Below are 17,401 nucleotides of genomic sequence, written 5' to 3' on the forward strand. Positions count from 1 at the left end.
GGACACTATGCACCATATATTTATCTCAGATAAAAATAATGATATCCGTCGTCATCATATTGAAAATGAAACTAAAAAATTAGGGATTACCCCTAATTTTTATGATGCAATTATGGCTCGTGATTTATCAAAAGAAGAATTATCAACGCTTACTATCCCTAATACATTTTTAACCCCAGGAGAAATTTGTTGTGCAAAAAGTCATCTGGAGGGGGGGGGGTAAAACGATTGTTAGAAAGTAATCAAGAATACATTTTTATTTTTGAAGATGATATTCTCTTTTCTGATAACTTTACGCCTGAAGTCATTAACGAAATTACAAACTTTATATCCTCTTTGCAAAATCCATCTATTCTCGTTTTATTTAACAGCATTTATAAAAAGAAAAAAGTAAAAGATCTTAATAGTGCTATATCTATTTTTTCTGCTCACAATTTATTCTATGCTTGTGGCTATGTCATTAACAGACAAGCAGCAGAAAATATTCTAAACATCCAAACGCCAATCAAGTTTGAAATTGATGCTTTTAAGTTTTATTACTGGTTAGGTGCCTGCGATTTATATTGTCTAAATACTGACTTAGTAAAACCCGCTCCAGAAATTTCAAACTTATCAGAGATAGATTGCGACAACCCTAGAAAATATACAAAGCAACGCACAATTAAGAAAAATAACGCATATCGTCTTTTATACAACCAACTGAGTTGGCAAAATAAATTAAAAGCAAATATAAAGAGAATACAAAAAATGTTACATAAACCCTTTGAAAAATTGTAGTTTGTAATACATTCTAAATGGGTAGCTTTGTAGGCAGAAATCAATAATCTAACTTTTTAGGTTAGATTATTTCTGTTATTTACTCCTTTAAGATACCTAAATTCCAATTTTCTGCTGACGTTGGACGTTTTTCTTGCAATAAGAAACGTTGATTTGCTTTTGCTTGAGGTTGTATTACTTTACTTGATGGTGTAGAGAAAGAAATACCGCCTTTAAGCAATTGCTGCATGGTTCCCGTATTAATGGACAATCCGCTCAAGCCAATTTCCACACCGTACCCGGAAGAAATCCAAAACTCTGTATTTTGGCGAACAAAGTGTTGGTATTTCTTAGCAATTAATAAATGAACTAAAACTCGATCACCTAATTGATTTAGTTCCAGTTTAGATATAGTACCTACCTCTATACCACGATACATCACAGGGGATCCGATACTGATGTTTGTGGCATCAGTGGCTTCCAGAATAATTGGAAAGCCGTTGCCGTATTTGTTTGCCGGAGGTACGGACGAAAGCAAATTAAAGTTTGTTTTTTTTGCACCTTGTCCAATTTCTACATCAATATAAGGTTGTAATAAACTATCAATATTATCAATGCCACCGGCTGAAATGTGCGGTGAAATGAGGCGAAATTTACTGTTTTCTTTCGCAATGATATTCATGTATTTTGCATGAATTAATGCAGTAGCCTCGATTTTATGATCTTCGGTTAGATTAATTTGCTCTATTTCTCCTATAGAAAGCCCCATATAGCGTAGTGCCATACCTTTAGTCAAGTTTGTTGCATCATCAGCGATAAACGTAATAATTTGTCCTGCCGACTTAGCCTTCATTTCATTTGCATAAAGGGTTTTATTGCTTCCTGAGCCTGAATTATCAAAGCTGACAGCACCTTTCAAAGAACGGGCAATAGGGGTTGCCTGAATACTAATTCCCTTTGGCGTTATATCAATTTGTGCCGCACTTTCTACCCAAAAAAGACTTTTGGTTGTAAGTAAATGTTTATGTTTGGGGTAAATAAAAACATCAACTTCAAAATGATTAGCCGTTGGTCTAATATCTAAAATCTTACCAACTTCATATTGACGATAAAGTACAAGCGAGCCTTTATTTATACTTGGTAGATTTTTTGTAGTTAACGTGATATTAGGCTCTAAAATATTATCGGTAATACCGAATTCTGCACTGGTTAAATCCTTATACAAAGGATATTCTTGTTGTGCTTGTCCTTCCTTTTTACCGCTTGATATAACCCTAATTCCCCCTTGCAACCATTTTTTCGGACTAGCAGCTTCCATTCTTAAGCCATCAATACCCAAACTAATATCAAAGTTACTCGCTGCAATAAATAATGTATTTTTATGAATAAGTTGACGATATTTTTCCGCTATTGCTACTTGGAAAATAACGCGTTCCGGTGTACTGGTAATGTTGACAATTTCACCAATATTTTGGTGATTATAGTAAAGTGGTTGCCCTTCTGTAATACCGTAGGTTTCGGGTGAAATGAGGTTTATTACTAGGGTATTGGGTTGTTTGAGTAAAAGCTCGTTTTCTTTAATGACATGAAAAGTCGTTTGTGCTTCTCCCATACCGGCAATAACATCAATGTATTTTCCTCGCAAAAAATTTTTCACATCGGTTAAATCGCCGAGCGAAAGTCTTTGATCACGTAAAACAAGAATTGAGCCTGTTTTAAACAAATATTTCATATTCGGATCAACTAATAATTTCCCGTGTAAAATTTTTTCGCTATTTTCTACCGCACTTAATTCAGATAACACGCCAATTTGTATATCTTGCGAATAGATTTTAGTGTGTCCAGCATCTAATCCTGCTACATTAGGAACAATAACGTTGATTTCCGTACCTCTTTTAGCAGCTTGAATATTTTCATATAACGTATAGTGTGCATTATTTTCAGCTCTAGGACTTTCTCTTGGAGAATCAAATGCAACAGCCCCCTGTACTATTGCGTTTAAGCTATCTGCTTGAATATTGATACCTGATAAACTTAAATTTGCGTTGATTCCGGTAATGTTCCAAAAATGACTGTCTTTTTTGACAAAGTGAGAATAGGCTTTGTTGATGATAACATCAACTTCAACTTTTTTCTGATCTTTCGTGAACCGGTAATCGGCAATTTGTCCCACAGGAATTTTTTTAAAGTAAACCGAGGCTCCGCTGGATAAAGAACCCAAATCATCTGCCAGTAAATGAATTAACAAATCACCATCATTAACTTGTGTTAATGGAGCTTCGGTTTCCGCAATAAACGTATTTTCCGGCTTACCATCGCCGGGTTGTAATGTGATATAATTACCAGAAACTAAAGCATCAATTCCGGAGATTCCCGCCAAAGAAGCACTAGGCTGCACTAACCAAAATTTTGTATTTTCCTTGAGGATGCTTTTTGCCTCCGGATAAATATTTGCTAATACTTCCACTTTTTTGAGATCATCAGTGAAATTTACTTTTTTTACTACGCCAATTTGTAACCCTTGATAGCGAATTTGTGTTTTTCCGGCAACTAAACCGGCTCCATTCACAAAAGTTATCTTAATACTTTCCCCTTGCTCTTTAATAATCTGAAAGAACAAAAGTGTACAGATACATAATGCAATAAAGGGCAGTAACCAAAAAGGCGATATACGTTTGGTTTGTTTAATTTGGGCTTTCAATTCTTCCATTGTTTCTATTTGATTATCTAATTTTTTGTTTGTCATAAATATTCCAAAGTAAACGACTATCAAATTGTGAAGTCGACATCATTGTTAAAAATACCGTTGCTCCGAAATAAAATGCGGCAGGACCTACTGAAAAATCAATAAGTTGCCCTCTTGTTACTAATGACATCATCAGAGCAAGTACAAATAAGTCAAGCATGGACCAACGTCCTACGAAATGTACAAAATGGAGCAAGCGTATTTGCAGGTGAATCGAATGTTGCCATTTAAAATGAATGGAGAACAAAAGATAACACATAATTAAAATCTTACTGAAAGGAATAAAAATACTGGCCACAAATACAACAAATGCTACAAAGTAGCTTCCTAAATTGATAAAGGTCAGAACGCCGGACATTAATGTGTCTTCTGTTGCTATACCGTTCACATAAACTATCGACATTGGAAGCAAATTAGCAGGAATAATCATTACGACCGCAGCCAATAAGGTTGCCCAAGTTCGCTGTAAATAGACTTCATCTGAAAAATCAAGGCGTGATAGACAACGTGGGCAAATGGGGCGTCGTTTTCTATCCGTATGACAATGATTGAAAGTATGTTCACAATGCTTGCACGCAATAATAGGAAGATTTTTTTGTTGTAGCGGAGTTTTTTGGGGATAAAAATGCCGCCACAATTCAGCAGGATTGATTTTTATAAATAATAATGTGGTCAAAAGTGCGGTAAAAATAAATGCAATTAAATAGCTATTAATATGTAGGCTTGCATATTCTTGTACTTTGAACATGGTTACGCCCAAAGCAACTAAATAAACATCAAACATCACCCAGGGTTTTAGATAATTTAACGTTAACAGTAAGTGACGAGGTCTGATGTCTAATAGCTGTGATAAACGAAGTAAAATAACTAATAAAGCAAAGCTTATAGGCATAAATACCGCACATAGAAAAATCATAAATGCAGTGTAAGGATAGCCTTGAATTGCCATTTTCCATATACCTTGCCAAACAGACGCATTTACTGGCGTACCAAGCAGGTTGATGGTTAATAATGGGTACCCTAAGGCAAACGGCATTAAAATCAAAATAGTCAATGCGATGATTGCACAACGTTTCAAATTCCAACCGGAAGTGTTTTGCAGTACTTTGTGACAACGAGGACAATTCGCTGATTGATTTTTTTGTAATAAGCCAACAGAAACTAACGCATTACAATCAGTGCAACTTATAAGGCAGTATTTAGCTTGTGATAAATTAGTTTTTTTCTGCATGTTGTCTTATTGATGAATAATAAAGAAAGGCTATTCTAACCTAATTTTTATCGGAAATACTATTTTTCATTATAGTCATAAGAGAAAAGTGCGGTCATTTTTAGTGAAAGTTTCGTTTCATTTAAGTATTAATTGTTTATTTTTTTTTGTTTTAAGCTAAAATGTGGCGAGTTTTTTTATCTAAAAAGTCATTAAGACAGGAATATATAACATGACTGAAATTCAAAAATTAACAAATAACAAAGAAATTATTGCTTACTTAGCAGAAAAGTTCCCATTATGTTTTTCATTGGAAGGTGAAGCGAAACCATTGAAAATTGGTTTATTTCAGGATTTGGCTGAAGCGCTAGCAAACGATGAAAAAGTGAGTAAAACTCAATTACGCCAAGCCTTGCGTCAATATACTTCTAACTGGCGTTATTTACATGGTTGTCGTGCCGGTGCGGTACGTGTGGATTTAAATGGTGAACCTGCCGGTATTTTAGAACAAGAGCACGTTGAGCATGCAGCAGCTAAGTTAGCAGAAGCTAAAGCGAAAGTTGCTGAAAGACGTGCGGTTGAAAAAGCAAATAATCCAAAAGCAAATAAAAAACGCTCTGTACATCATTCAGGGAATAAGTCAGAAAATAAGAAATCAGCTGGAAAGAAATTCTCCAACCCCCGTCAAGTTGAACAAATTTTTGTCAACGTTGATTTAGCAAATTTACAAAAAGGAGATGTGGTGAGAGTTAAAGCGGGAGATAAAACTACTAAGGCTGAGATATTAGAAGTGGTTAAAGAGGGTGCCCGTGTTGAATTAGAGAATGGATTGATATTAACTGTAAGTGCGGATCGTTTATTTGCGTAATTTTATAATACATGGCTAATTTAGTACCTCATCTCCTCTGGTATTATTTTCGTGTTTAATTATTTTAGGAAAGTGATCTATGAAATTACCTCAACAACTGCGTTATTTGCTTTGTTTGCTGTTTGGCTTTGTTTTAAGTTTAAATTACGCCGTCGCAGTTGAACCAAAACTGAAACTAACGGATCTTGTTATTCCACAGATAACGCAAGAAAATCAATTAGCAACTAAAAGAACTGCTGCTCGTTTGGTTCATTCACATTATCAAGCAGTAGAACTCAATGATGAGTTTTCTCAGCGGATTTTTGATCGTTATTTGAAAGCACTTGATTTTAATCGTAATACTTTTTTGCAATCTGATATTGATAATATGAGAGCAACGTATGCGGATAAAATTGATGATGTGTTAAATGAGGGAAAACTAGATATTGCCTTTAATATGTATGAGTTATTGATGAAGCGTCGCTATGAGCGTTATCGTTATGCTCTATCTTTATTGGATGAAGAGCCTGATTTAAATGGCAATGATCAAATTGAAATAGATCGGGAAAAAGCGGATTGGCCAAAAAATGAAACTGAGGCAAATAAGTTATGGGAACATCGAGTCAAAAATGATGTGATTAACTTAAAGTTAAAAGGTAAAAAATGGCCTGAAATTCAAACGAGGTTAGTTAAACGTTATAATTTAGCTATTCAGCATCTAAGTAAAGTAAAGTCTGATGATATTGTACAATTGTATTTGAATGCTTTTGCAAGAGAGATCGATCCCCATACCAGTTATTTGGCACCTCGCACAGCTAAAAATTTCAATGAAAACATGAACTTGTCTCTTGAGGGAATAGGTGCAACTTTACAGTCAGAAGATGGTGAAACCACTATAAAATCGCTTGTTCCCGGTGCTCCGGCAGATCGTAGTAAAAAGCTTAAAGCCGGTGATAAAATTATTGGAGTCGGGCAAGCGACAGGGGAAATTGAAGATGTAGTCGGTTGGCGTATTGATGATGTTGTTGATAAAATCAAGGGGAAGAAAGGAACAAAAGTTCGTTTAGAAATAGAACCAGCTAAAGGTGGAAAATCTCAAATTATTACGTTAGTGCGAGATCGTGTTCGTTTAGAAGATCAAGCGGCTAAACTAACAGTTGAAACTGTTGCTGGTAACAAGATCGCCATGATTAAAATTCCGGGGTTTTATAATGGCTTAACTGAGGATGTACGTAAATTACTTGCTGAAGTTGAAGCTAAAAAAGCGGAAGCTTTAATCATTGATTTACGTGGAAATGGTGGCGGTTCTTTACCGGAAGCTATTGAGTTAACCGGTTTATTTATTACTGACGGTCCTGTGGTTCAAGTGCGGGACGCACATCAACGTATTCGTATATATGATGATCCTGATACAGAGCAAGTTTATTCCGGTCCCTTGCTTGTTATGATTGACCGATTTAGTGCATCCGCATCGGAGATTTTTTCAGCTGCGATGCAAGATTATAATCGAGCCATTATTCTTGGGCAAAATACTTTTGGCAAAGGAACGGTTCAGCAAAGTAGATCACTGAACTTTGTATATGATTCAAATAGTATGGCTCCTTTGGGTTTACTGCAATATACTATTCAAAAGTTTTATAGAATTAACGGTGGCAGTACTCAATTAAAAGGAGTCGCTCCGGATATTATTTTTCCCTCCTCTATTGATGATGAAGAATATGGGGAAGAAAAAGAAGATAATGCGTTACCTTGGGATAAAATTCCATCAGCGTCATATTCTGAAGTCGGTAATGCACGCCTGCCGGTAGATATATTGAATCAGAAACATCTTGAACGTATTGCGAAAGACCCTGAGTTTATTGCACTGGATGAAGATTTAAAGATTCGTGATGAAAGAAAAAAACGTAAGTTTTTATCGTTGAACTTTGCTCAAAGAAAAGCTGAAAATGATAAAGATGATGAAAAACGCTTGAAAGATCTTAATGCTCGTTTCAAACGAGAAGGGAAAAAACCACTAAAAGATCTTGAAGCTTTGCCGAAAGATTATGAGGATCCTGATTTTTATTTAAAAGAAGCTCAGAAGATTGCGGTAGATTTAATTGAATTTAATAAAAAAATGGCTGAGTAAAATAAGATTTAAAATATCCGCACTTTTGAAAAGTGCGGTCTTTTTTGTTATCTAAGGAACTAAAATGCGAAAAATTAAAGTTATCTTATTAATCTTATTATTAGGCACTACGACTCATATTTATGCACAACAAAAGTTTACTTCTGTAGATGAGATTAATAACATTACTTTAAGTAAATCACAATTATTGTTTGAATTAGATTTATTGGAACAACAACTATCCGAGGAATATCAGCCTAGATTATATGAACAATTACATTCTTTGCTCAGAAATATAGATTTACAATTTAAAACTACAATTGGTCGTATTTATGTTGAAAATGACTATGCATTGCTTTGGGAAGATAAGCAAGCTGAAAAAATGTTTTTACGTGAATATGCCGCAATAGTTGCAAGCGGAGTCTCTGAAAGAGCGGCAAGATTATTGAATGATATTTATAAAGCATCTGAAATAGGAGGGTTAGTTTATGATATGTTGCTGACCGACGCATTTTTGGATTATATGTATTATTCAAAAAATGCAAAAAATTTTGCACAACAGTGGTTCTACTCAACGAATAGCTACAAAGCTCAATTGCCATCAAAACAAGATATTCAACGATGGCTATCATCAATAAAACATAATGAAAATTTGATGTTCATCGAACAATTAGCTCAACATAATGAGCAATATGAGAAAATTATAACTTACCTGAGTAAATTAATACCCCAAGATGACAAGTCAATATTATACAAATTAGCAATTAATGCACAGCGTTTAAGGATTATTCCTGATTTTAACAACGGTATTTTTGTTAATATTCCAAGTTATCAATTAAATTATTATAGAGATGGAGAATTAGTTTTAAACTCTAAAGTCATTGTCGGTAAAAAAGCACGTAAAACACCGGTAATGTATAGTAAGCTAAGTAATATTGTTGTTAATCCGCCTTGGATACCTACTCCTCGTTTAATTAATGAAGATATCGTGCCAAAGATTAAACTTGATCCGGATTATGTTGCTCGTAATAGTTATACCATAAGTGATAGCAAGGGGCAGGTTATAGATCCTTCTTCAATAAATTGGAATACTATAGGCACTAATTTTCCCTATCGAATCCGCCAAGCTCCGGGAGGAAGTGCATTAGGAAACTATAAATTTAATATGCCCAGTTCAGATGCAATTTATTTACACGATACACCAAATAGAGGATTATTTAGCAAAAAAAATAGAGCATTAAGTTCAGGTTGTGTTCGTGTAGAAAAGTCAGATCAACTGGCGACAATTTTATTAACAGAAGCCGGTTGGACAGAAGAACGTAAGCAAAACGTGCTTAATAGTAAAAAAAATACTTCGGAGAATATTCGCTCCGATAATCCTGTATATTTATATTATGTTACTACTTGGGTTGAAAACGATGTCGTGAAAACATTACCTGATATTTATGAGTATGATCAAGTACCTCATTTAACTTATATTAACTGGAATATTATTAAATGGTATCTAAATTAAAATGTGAGCAGCAAGAACTAAATATTATGTTTGCTGTCGAAAGCAAATCATTTAGCACTTTATAACGAAATATTATATGAATGAAATTAATCAAAATCGTCGCAAATGGCTATCTTTAGGAGGGATTATTCTTAGTGCAGCCTTGTTACCTCAAAGTGTTTTAGCCGTATTACCGAAGCCTTCTAAATCTAAATTTTTATCTTTTAGAAACATCAATACTGGAGAGAGATTTCGTGGTGAATTTTTTGCCAATAAAGGTTTTTCCAGCTCTGATTTGAAAAAAATAGATCATTTAATGCGAGATAAACGCAATAATCAAATTCATAAAATGGATCCCAAGTTATTTCATAAATTTGTTCATATTCAAAACAACTTAGGTTTGCAAAATTCTGAAATTCAAATTATTTGCGGGTATCGTTCTCCGGCGAGTAATTCCGCCATGCTACGTAGTGGTCGAGGTGTCGCACGTAACAGCTATCATACTCGTGGACAAGCAATTGATTTTCGCATTGAGGGGGTTTCATTAGCGAAACTTCGTCAAACAGCAGAAAATTTGAAAAATGGCGGTGTTGGTTACTATCCTCGCAGCAATTTTATTCATGTGGATACGGGGCCAGTTCGTACTTGGCGAGGTAGCTAAAATACTAAACGTAATATAGTTGACCGCACTTTATTCAAAGTGCGGTTTTATTATTTAAATAAATAAGGAAATGATATGAATATTGAAATTGTGCCGGTAACGGCATTTCAGCAAAATTGTTCAATCATTTGGGATAATAACAAAAGTGCGGCTATTATTGATCCCGGTGGTGAAGCGACAAAATTAATTAAACGCATTGAAGAATTAGGCTTAAATCTTGAATTGATCTTACTGACCCATGGACATATTGATCATGTCGGAGCCGCACTGAAGTTAAAACAATATTTTAATGTAGAAATTTGGGGTTCTAATGAAAAAGATGATTTTTTATTTAATAGCTTACCACAACAATCTGAGCAATTTGGCTTACTTTTTGAGACTGAGGTATTTAAACCTGATAGATGGTTAAATCAGGAGTATGAAATTGTCCGTATTGGGGAAATGAATTTTGAAGTATTGCATCTTCCGGGGCATACTCCCGGTCATGTCGGTTTTATCGAATATAGTAAAAAAATTGCTTTTACCGGAGATGTTTTGTTCCAAAATAGTATCGGAAGAACAGACTTTCCAAGAGGAAATCATACTGAATTAATTCAATCTATTCGTGACAAGTTATGGAAGTTAGATGATGATATGATTATTATTTCAGGACATGGTAATTATACAACCATAGGAAAAGAGAAAAAATACAATCCTTATATCCGCTAAAAGTTAAGATGCAAATTATGTTATTGATTTACACTTAAAGGACAATTCACTAGAATAGTCAACATTTATTAATTTATCTTGAATTCTATAAAGGTAGCAAAATGATTGATCCAACTTTATTACGCAATAATCTTTCTGAAATTGCGGAAAAATTAAAAGTAAGACGTGGCTTTATTCTCGACGTAGATAAATTTTCACAATTAGAAGAACAACGTAAGACTTTACAAATTAAAACGGAAACTTTACAAGCCGAACGTAACTCTCGCTCAAAAACAATTGGTGCGGCAAAAGCTAGAGGAGAAGATATTTCTACTTTATTGGCAGAAGTTGATCATATGGGAGCCGAATTAAATACTGTCAAAGAAGAATTAGCGAATGTATTAACGGAAATTGAGCAATTGGCATTAACAATTCCCAATATTCCTGCTGATGAAGTACCTTTAGGAAAAGATGATTCTGATAATAAAGAAGTTTTTCGTTGGGGAACACCAAAAAAATTTGATTTCGAAGTGAAAGATCATGTTGCCTTAGGGGAAATATTAGGTGGGTTAGATTTTGCTGCTGGTGTTAAATTAAGTGGTGCTCGTTTTGCCGTAATAAAAGGGCAAATTGCAAGAATGCATCGAGCCTTGGCACAGTTTATGCTAGATTTACATACTGAGCAACATGGCTATACAGAGGCTTATGTACCTTATTTAGTCAATCATACAACACTTTATGGAACGGGGCAGTTACCAAAATTTGGTGAGGAGTTATTTCATATAAAACCCCTAGAAAATGAACAGACTTATGCGTTAATCCCTACCGCCGAAGTGCCTGTAACAAACTTAGTTCGAGATGAAATCATCGATGAAGCTGATTTACCAATAAAAATGACCGCACATACGCCTTGTTTCCGTTCTGAAGCAGGTTCTTACGGTCGTGATACTCGAGGTTTAATCCGTATGCATCAATTTGATAAGGTTGAATTAGTACAAATTGTTGAACCGGAAAAATCAATGGAAGCACTGGAAGAATTGACAAATCAGGCAGAAAAAGTATTACAACTTTTAAATTTACCTTATCGTAAAGTTTTATTGTGTACAGGCGACATGGGATTCGGAGCTACTAAAACATATGATTTGGAAGTGTGGATTCCGGCACAAAATACGTATCGTGAGATTTCTTCTTGCTCAAATATGTGGGATTTCCAAGCACGTCGTATGCAAGCCCGTTGTCGTGCAAAAGGCGATAAAAAAACACGCTTAGTACATACTTTAAATGGATCGGGACTAGCTGTTGGCCGCACTTTAGTTGCCATTCTTGAAAATTATCAAAATGCAGATGGCTCTATTACCGTACCGGAAGTATTACGCCCTTATATGAATGGAATAGAAATTATTGGTAAATAATCTGTTGCCGAAAGATAACAACGCTCCTTTTGGGAGCGTTATCTCATCAAGCCAAACCTGTCATAATCTTACTCTCAAAGAAATCATAATCTACTAAAAAAGCATCATGTCCATAATCTGAAGGAAATTCATAATAATTTAAATCAACGCCGCTTTGCTCCAATAATGCTTTACTTTTATGTAGATCGGTCAATTTAAACAGCTGATCAGTAGTAACTGCAACCAAAGTATAGCGTGCTTTTATACGACTTAATGCAGCCTTAATGTCCTTATAGTTCCAAGCCGGATCATATAAATCTAAAGCCCGCAATAAATGCACATAGCTATTGGCATCAAAACGTTCCAAAAATTTTTTCCCTTGATAAGTTAAATAAGATTCAACTTGGAAATAATCTCCCCAATACAGACTTTCCGCTTTTTTAGCTCGTCCAAACGCTTTTTCTAATTGAAAATCGGTACGATAGGTCAGCATACCCAACATTCTCGCAATAGATAACCCTTTACTTGGAGGCAGTCTGTCATAATAATCTCCATTATTAAAATGAGGATCATTAATAATCGCTTGACGCATCACATGATTAAACCCGATTGCCTCCGCACTTAAATAAAGTGACGAACAAAGATTAACCACTCTGCTAACGCAATCAGGATAATCAATAGCCCATTGTGTCGCTTGCATTCCCCCGAACGATCCACCAATCACAGCATAAAGTTTTGCTATATCCAATGTATTCAGCAGTTCTCGCTGAACTTTCACCATATCTTGTACAATAATATGCGGAAACTGACTACCGTAAGGTTTATTTGTATCAGGATTAATGGACGAAGGACCTGTTGTCCCTTTACAGCCGCCCAATACATTAGAACAAATAAAAAAATATTTACTCGTATCAAGTGCCAATCCCTCCCCCATAAAACTCTGCCACCAACCATTTTGCGATTTATCAGCAAAATAGGGTTCAGCATCGCCGGTCAAAGCATGACAAATTAAAATGACATTGCTCTTATCTTTATTTAAAGTACCATAAGTCTGATAAGCAACTTCAATATTTTTTAATTGCCCACCTTGTACTAACATCAAGGGATAATCGGTAAAAAGCGTTAAAGTTTGTACAGCCATGTAAATTTCTCAAAAATCTTAATAAAAAGCACCGCACTTTATAAAAGCAACCCATGTAAACTACTCATACTCTGTTTCATTGTCAAGGAATTTTTAGCCATCCAAACATCTAGACAGCCAATAAAATTTACTTGAAATTACCCGCTTTTTTCATTATTTTGTAGCCTCCGAACGAGGCAGCTATAAAATGAACTTAGATTTCACACAACTTTCTTTTCCACAATGGATAATAACACTCGTCAAGCGATTACTACATTACGGCTTTGCTTTCAGCATTTTTACATTTTTTTCCCTTATTATCATTGATCGTTGCATAGCTTGGTATGTTCAGGACAGAATTTATACAAAAATTGAAGAACTTCCCTCCCGCCCTTATGGTATTGTATTAGGCACAGCGAAATACTTTAGTAAAAATAATCCCAATCTCTACTACAACAATCGCCTGACTGCTACTGTTGAGCTTTTTAAACAAGAGAAAATTGATTATTTATTATTGAGTGGTGATAACAGAACAATGCAATACAATGAACCCATAACCATGTTTAAAGATTTGCGAAAAATGGATATTCCGGAAGATGTTATGTATATGGATTTTGCCGGTTTTAGAACGTTAGATTCCGTCATTCGTGCAGATAAAGTCTTTAAAGCACAGCCCATGACAATTATTACCCAACAATTTCACTGCGAACGGGCCTTATTTATCGCAAAATTCTACGATATTGATGCTATCTGCTTTGCGGCAAAATCACCTGCCAACTACTTATCTGTACGAATGAGAGAATTATTTGCAAGAGTAAAAGCGATTTTAGATATTGTATTAGAAAAAGAGCCTTATTTTTTGGGAAATCCAGAACCGCTCCCGACGCCAATAACTCAATTATGATCTTCGCTAAATAATCTAGTAAGCTTATAAAAAAGACAATAAAGTTAAAAATCCCATCAGACAACATATTATTTTCCAACCATTTTCTACCGCACTTTTGACAAAACATTTATTAATCACGAACAAGTAAAAATTTTAAGGTTTTACACAGACTTATATTTGTCAAGATTGAAAAAAGAAAAAAAACAGAAAAATTTTAAAAAAAACTTCTAGACTTAATGTAACCATTTGAAAAATAATAAAATGTCATTTTACAACCAATTTTATATGAGGATATGGAAACCCTAGATTTTACAAGGTTTAAGCGAAATAAATCTTGAATAATTTACAGAGTTATCCACAGGTTATGTGGATAGTAATTTGCATGAAAAAATTTTTACTATAATAAAAAAATCCTGTTGACAAGCATACACCAGATCATTATCATACGCACCTCTCCTTATGAGACCATATTTATGGTATTTTTCCTCCTTAGTTCAGTCGGTAGAACGGCGGACTGTTAATCCGTATGTCGCTGGTTCAAGTCCAGCAGGAGGAGCCAGTTTTTTCTTTTGGGTTGTTTTTATTTGTCTCCTTTTATAAAAACTCAATTTACCAAAAGACTTTAAGCCCATTTAGATCTTCTCCTTGTATGGGCTTTTATTTTTTCTTTTCTATATTCAAATTTCTCGAAATTTATTTTATACTCGCTACTTTCACACTTCATTTATATCTCGTTTAGGTTCAAATATGTTATTCCCTATACTCGCTATTATTTCAGGTTTAATTATTTTAGTTTGGAGTGCTGATCGTTTTATTGACGGTGCTGCATCGCTGGCTCGTTTCCTCGGTATGTCCGCATTATTGATCGGCATTATCATTGTTGGTTTTGGAACATCTGCCCCTGAAATGATCGTTTCTGCCCTTTCCGCTTTAAATGGAAATCCCGGGCTTGCTTTAGGTAATGCTTATGGTTCAAATATTGGTAATATTGCCCTAATTTTAGGTTTAACCGCCTTAATCAAACCTGTTATAGTTAATTCGCTGGTTTTAAAACAAGAATTACCCATTTTAACTTTCGTCACTTCAGTTTCTGCTTACTTAATTTATGATGCTGAAATTTCTCATTTAGATGCAATTATTTTACTTGTTATTTTTGCTATATACATGGCTTGGAGTATTTGGCAAAGCAAAAGATCAGCACAAGACAGTTTTGCCGAAGATGTAACAACAGAATTGGAAGAAAAAAAAACCATATCAGTAAAATTAGCAGTATTCTGGATGATTACGGGATTGATTTTACTAATGGGAAGCTCACAATTATTGGTGTGGGGAGCTGTTCAAATTGCTTCTCAATTAGGTGTGAGTGATTTAGTGATCGGTCTTACTATTGTAGCAATTGGCACTTCATTACCTGAGTTAGCAGCCTCAATCATGGCGGCTCGTAAAGGTGAAGTAGATCTTGCGGTTGGTAATATTATTGGTTCTAATTTATTTAATACCTTAGCTGTCGTTGGCATAGCTGGCTTAATTTCCCCAATTCAAGTGAGCAATGAAATATTTACTCGAGATATGTTAGTTATGGGAGGATTAACGCTCTCACTGTTCTTTTTCGGCTATGGATCTCATCAAAAAAATGGCTCGATTAATCGTATTGAAGGCGGTTTATTGATAACAAGTTATATCGTCTATACTTATTTCCTCATTACCACCGCACTTTAAACAATAAATTAATTGGGAGATTAATTTCTCCCAATTAACAAAGCTCCCCCACGTATCGGTAAAGTTGTGCCATACATTAAACTCAAGGCAAAAAATATAATCATCAGACCAGCAAGTATCCTGACTAAGATATGCCAAAACTTCTTATGTGTTGAAAAATAAAAATGCCCTAACTGAACCGCACTTTTCCGTGCATACAACACAATTAATGCAAAACCTGACAGCATTAATCCAACACCTAGTGACATCGCTACAGTAGCCAACATTCCCCAAACATACAAATCCAACATATACGACAAAAATAGGATAAATATTGCTCCAGAACAAGGACGCATTCCAATAGTGAAAATAACCAAACATTGTGATTTTAAACTCTGTGCTTGCTGTAACTGTTGCTGATTAGGTAAATGCTGATGCCCACAAGAACAATTATCCGTATGCTCATGAAATCTTGACAAATTTTGTACCGCACTTTGCATACCTATTTTATTGGTAGGTATTGAAGAGAGCGTGAATTGCTTGATTTTTAGCGACTGACTATTTTTTTTCAAAAAAGACTTGCTCCCTTGCCAAATCCATTGCAATCCCAAAATAATCATCAAGAAATAAGCTCCACGTTCTAACCAAAGCTGACTTAATTTAAAATAGCTCGAGGATAACTGTAAAATAGCCACAACAATTAATGTCAGGGAAATCGCCACAATACCTTGCATTAAAGAAGCAAAAAAAGTTAATTTCATACTGGTTTTGAGCTGGGATTGATGGGTTGCTAAATAACTACCAATAATAAACTTTCCATGACCAGGACCTAACGCATGGAGAACACCATAAATAAAACTCACCACAATTAATCCCATTCCTGCATAAACAGGGGCTTGTTTTACTTGATGCAAGTAACTTGAAAGTAATTGATTAAATTCTCTCTGCCAAATTAAAACGTGTGAAAATAAATATGATAACAAATAAATGCCACCTAACGATAAAAATACAAGCAATAATATAAGTTTATAGGTTCTTTTTATTGACATTGGATAACTACTTTTTGTGCAAATATAACGCCTAACGAGCTGTCTTCATCACGTTGGTTACGATCTAAAGAGGCAGCATATTCTCGTAATTTTTGATCAACTTGAGGTTCGACAACATTTCCTTGACAATGTTGCGGAAGTGACGAAAAATCTACCGCACTTTTCTCCTTGTCTTTATCGTAATACATAGATACATAGTAGGTTGAATCATAAGTAGATAATTCAAAAAGGTTATTGGATAACTCCTGAGGTTTAGCTAATAAAAAATCAAAAAAATATAAAACTTGTGCACCGTTAGATTTTAATCCATAGTTTTGAGGAATTGCAGAATACTTAATTTTATTTCCTTTCTTATCATACAAATAACTAAAATAATGTTCATTAACAACATTTTGGATCATATCATCAATAAATTTTTGTAATTCTTTTTGATCATCTTGCAAAAAAGCCAAATCATATAAAATAGCAGATGAACTTGATTCATCTAAAATCCATTGCATAGAAAAACCAACTAATTTTTGCTTGTCAATAATGGGTTTTGTCTGCATTTCAATAAAAGCGTGTGGGTGAGCTAAACTGTATATAGGCAAAAAACCAAGAATGATCCCGAATAAACGAATGAATTGTTGCATATTCTTCCAATCAAATAACTAAGTACGCATTATGCTATCACAATATAGCGTTGATTTTTATCTTTTCAAAAAAATCATGAGAAGTTGAGTTTGCGGAAATTAAGCCCCCTAAAGAACAG

Annotated in this window: 15 protein-coding genes and 1 tRNA gene; 11 read left to right on the forward strand and 5 right to left on the reverse strand. The window is 34.6% G+C overall.

Annotated elements, in window-relative coordinates; genetic code table 11:
- Positions 1 to 7: 7 nt before the first annotated feature.
- Both HSM_RS07985 and HSM_RS07990 read left to right on the forward strand, forming a co-directional pair.
- Complete coding sequence (locus HSM_RS07985) at positions 8 to 223, forward strand: glycosyltransferase family 25 protein (protein WP_012340690.1); 216 nt, start codon at positions 8 to 10, stop codon at positions 221 to 223.
- A gap of 5 nt (positions 224 to 228) precedes the next feature.
- Positions 229 to 777: a glycosyltransferase family 25 protein gene (locus HSM_RS07990; protein WP_157857768.1), complete on the forward strand. Its 549-nt coding sequence runs from the start codon at positions 229 to 231 to the stop codon at positions 775 to 777.
- A 79-nt stretch (positions 778 to 856) separates the two neighbouring features.
- Here the strand turns inward: HSM_RS07990 and HSM_RS07995 are convergent, their stop codons facing one another.
- On the reverse strand, positions 857 to 3,502 hold the full coding sequence (locus tag HSM_RS07995) for a PqiB family protein (protein ID WP_012340692.1): 2,646 nt from the start codon (positions 3,500 to 3,502) through the stop codon (positions 857 to 859).
- Positions 3,480 to 4,733 (reverse strand): paraquat-inducible protein A, encoded by a 1,254-nt coding sequence (locus HSM_RS08000; RefSeq protein WP_012340693.1) that lies wholly within the window; start codon positions 4,731 to 4,733, stop codon positions 3,480 to 3,482. Before HSM_RS08000 ends, HSM_RS07995 begins: the two co-directional genes overlap by 23 nt.
- Positions 4,734 to 4,944: 211 nt before the next feature.
- Between HSM_RS08000 and proQ the strand changes: the two genes are divergently transcribed.
- The 6 genes from proQ (at position 4,945) to serS (ending at position 11,918) form a co-directional block, all read left to right on the forward strand.
- Positions 4,945 to 5,580: an RNA chaperone ProQ gene (proQ, locus tag HSM_RS08005; RefSeq protein WP_012340694.1), complete on the forward strand. Its 636-nt coding sequence runs from the start codon at positions 4,945 to 4,947 to the stop codon at positions 5,578 to 5,580.
- Positions 5,581 to 5,659: 79 nt separating this feature from the next.
- Positions 5,660 to 7,687 carry a carboxy terminal-processing peptidase gene (prc, locus tag HSM_RS08010; protein WP_012340695.1) on the forward strand — a complete coding sequence of 676 codons (2,028 nt, stop codon included), beginning with the start codon at positions 5,660 to 5,662 and terminating at the stop codon, positions 7,685 to 7,687.
- 64 nt (positions 7,688 to 7,751) lie between these two features.
- Positions 7,752 to 9,179, forward strand: a complete 1,428-nt coding sequence (locus tag HSM_RS08015; RefSeq protein ID WP_012340696.1) for a L,D-transpeptidase family protein — start codon at positions 7,752 to 7,754, stop codon at positions 9,177 to 9,179.
- Between the two features lie 76 nt (positions 9,180 to 9,255).
- Positions 9,256 to 9,819 carry a YcbK family protein gene (locus tag HSM_RS08020; protein ID WP_012340697.1) on the forward strand — a complete coding sequence of 188 codons (564 nt, stop codon included), beginning with the start codon at positions 9,256 to 9,258 and terminating at the stop codon, positions 9,817 to 9,819.
- A gap of 75 nt (positions 9,820 to 9,894) precedes the next feature.
- On the forward strand, positions 9,895 to 10,527 hold the full coding sequence (locus HSM_RS08025; protein ID WP_012340698.1) for an MBL fold metallo-hydrolase: 633 nt from the start codon (positions 9,895 to 9,897) through the stop codon (positions 10,525 to 10,527).
- 101 nt (positions 10,528 to 10,628) lie between these two features.
- On the forward strand, positions 10,629 to 11,918 hold the full coding sequence (serS, locus tag HSM_RS08030; RefSeq protein ID WP_012340700.1) for a serine--tRNA ligase: 1,290 nt from the start codon (positions 10,629 to 10,631) through the stop codon (positions 11,916 to 11,918).
- A gap of 46 nt (positions 11,919 to 11,964) precedes the next feature.
- Here serS and metX read toward each other — a convergent pair whose 3' ends face one another.
- Positions 11,965 to 13,038: a homoserine O-acetyltransferase MetX gene (gene metX, locus HSM_RS08035; RefSeq protein ID WP_012340701.1), complete on the reverse strand. Its 1,074-nt coding sequence runs from the start codon at positions 13,036 to 13,038 to the stop codon at positions 11,965 to 11,967.
- A gap of 187 nt (positions 13,039 to 13,225) precedes the next feature.
- Between metX and HSM_RS08040 the strand changes: the two genes are divergently transcribed.
- From HSM_RS08040 to HSM_RS08050, 3 genes are all read left to right on the forward strand, one after another.
- Positions 13,226 to 13,921, forward strand: a complete 696-nt coding sequence (locus tag HSM_RS08040; RefSeq protein ID WP_012340702.1) for a SanA/YdcF family protein — start codon at positions 13,226 to 13,228, stop codon at positions 13,919 to 13,921.
- 465 nt (positions 13,922 to 14,386) lie between these two features.
- Positions 14,387 to 14,462: transfer RNA gene (locus tag HSM_RS08045), tRNA-Asn, on the forward strand.
- A 188-nt stretch (positions 14,463 to 14,650) separates the two neighbouring features.
- Positions 14,651 to 15,622, forward strand: a complete 972-nt coding sequence (locus HSM_RS08050) for a calcium/sodium antiporter (RefSeq protein WP_012340703.1) — start codon at positions 14,651 to 14,653, stop codon at positions 15,620 to 15,622.
- Positions 15,623 to 15,642: 20 nt separating this feature from the next.
- Here the strand turns inward: HSM_RS08050 and zevB are convergent, their stop codons facing one another.
- Entirely contained in the window at positions 15,643 to 16,650 is a 1,008-nt protein-coding gene (zevB, locus tag HSM_RS08055; RefSeq protein WP_012340704.1) for a zinc transporter permease subunit ZevB, read from the reverse strand.
- Positions 16,641 to 17,282 (reverse strand): zinc transporter binding subunit ZevA, encoded by a 642-nt coding sequence (zevA, locus tag HSM_RS08060; RefSeq protein WP_012340705.1) that lies wholly within the window; start codon positions 17,280 to 17,282, stop codon positions 16,641 to 16,643. The genes zevB and zevA overlap by 10 nt, the downstream gene beginning before the upstream one ends.
- Positions 17,283 to 17,401: the final 119 nt, after the last annotated feature.

Origin of the sequence: Histophilus somni 2336 (assembly GCF_000019405.1) — a bacterium.
GTDB classification, from domain to species: domain Bacteria; phylum Pseudomonadota; class Gammaproteobacteria; order Enterobacterales; family Pasteurellaceae; genus Histophilus; species Histophilus somni.

Bases quoted from the DNA above. Each gene is read 5' to 3' on its own strand.
- HSM_RS07985 (WP_012340690.1), top strand. From the start codon at position 8: ATGCACCATATATTTATCTCAGATAAAAATAATGATATCCGTCGTCAT.
- HSM_RS07995 (WP_012340692.1), bottom strand. From the start codon at position 3,502: ATGACAAACAAAAAATTAGATAATCAAATAGAAACAATGGAAGAATTG.
- HSM_RS08000 (WP_012340693.1), bottom strand. From the start codon at position 4,733: ATGCAGAAAAAAACTAATTTATCACAAGCTAAATACTGCCTTATAAGT.
- proQ (WP_012340694.1), top strand. From the start codon at position 4,945: ATGACTGAAATTCAAAAATTAACAAATAACAAAGAAATTATTGCTTAC.
- prc (WP_012340695.1), top strand. From the start codon at position 5,660: ATGAAATTACCTCAACAACTGCGTTATTTGCTTTGTTTGCTGTTTGGC.
- HSM_RS08015 (WP_012340696.1), top strand. From the start codon at position 7,752: ATGCGAAAAATTAAAGTTATCTTATTAATCTTATTATTAGGCACTACG.
- HSM_RS08020 (WP_012340697.1), top strand. From the start codon at position 9,256: ATGAATGAAATTAATCAAAATCGTCGCAAATGGCTATCTTTAGGAGGG.
- HSM_RS08025 (WP_012340698.1), top strand. From the start codon at position 9,895: ATGAATATTGAAATTGTGCCGGTAACGGCATTTCAGCAAAATTGTTCA.
- serS (WP_012340700.1), top strand. From the start codon at position 10,629: ATGATTGATCCAACTTTATTACGCAATAATCTTTCTGAAATTGCGGAA.
- metX (WP_012340701.1), bottom strand. From the start codon at position 13,038: ATGGCTGTACAAACTTTAACGCTTTTTACCGATTATCCCTTGATGTTA.
- HSM_RS08040 (WP_012340702.1), top strand. From the start codon at position 13,226: ATGAACTTAGATTTCACACAACTTTCTTTTCCACAATGGATAATAACA.
- HSM_RS08050 (WP_012340703.1), top strand. From the start codon at position 14,651: ATGTTATTCCCTATACTCGCTATTATTTCAGGTTTAATTATTTTAGTT.
- zevB (WP_012340704.1), bottom strand. From the start codon at position 16,650: ATGTCAATAAAAAGAACCTATAAACTTATATTATTGCTTGTATTTTTA.
- zevA (WP_012340705.1), bottom strand. From the start codon at position 17,282: ATGCAACAATTCATTCGTTTATTCGGGATCATTCTTGGTTTTTTGCCT.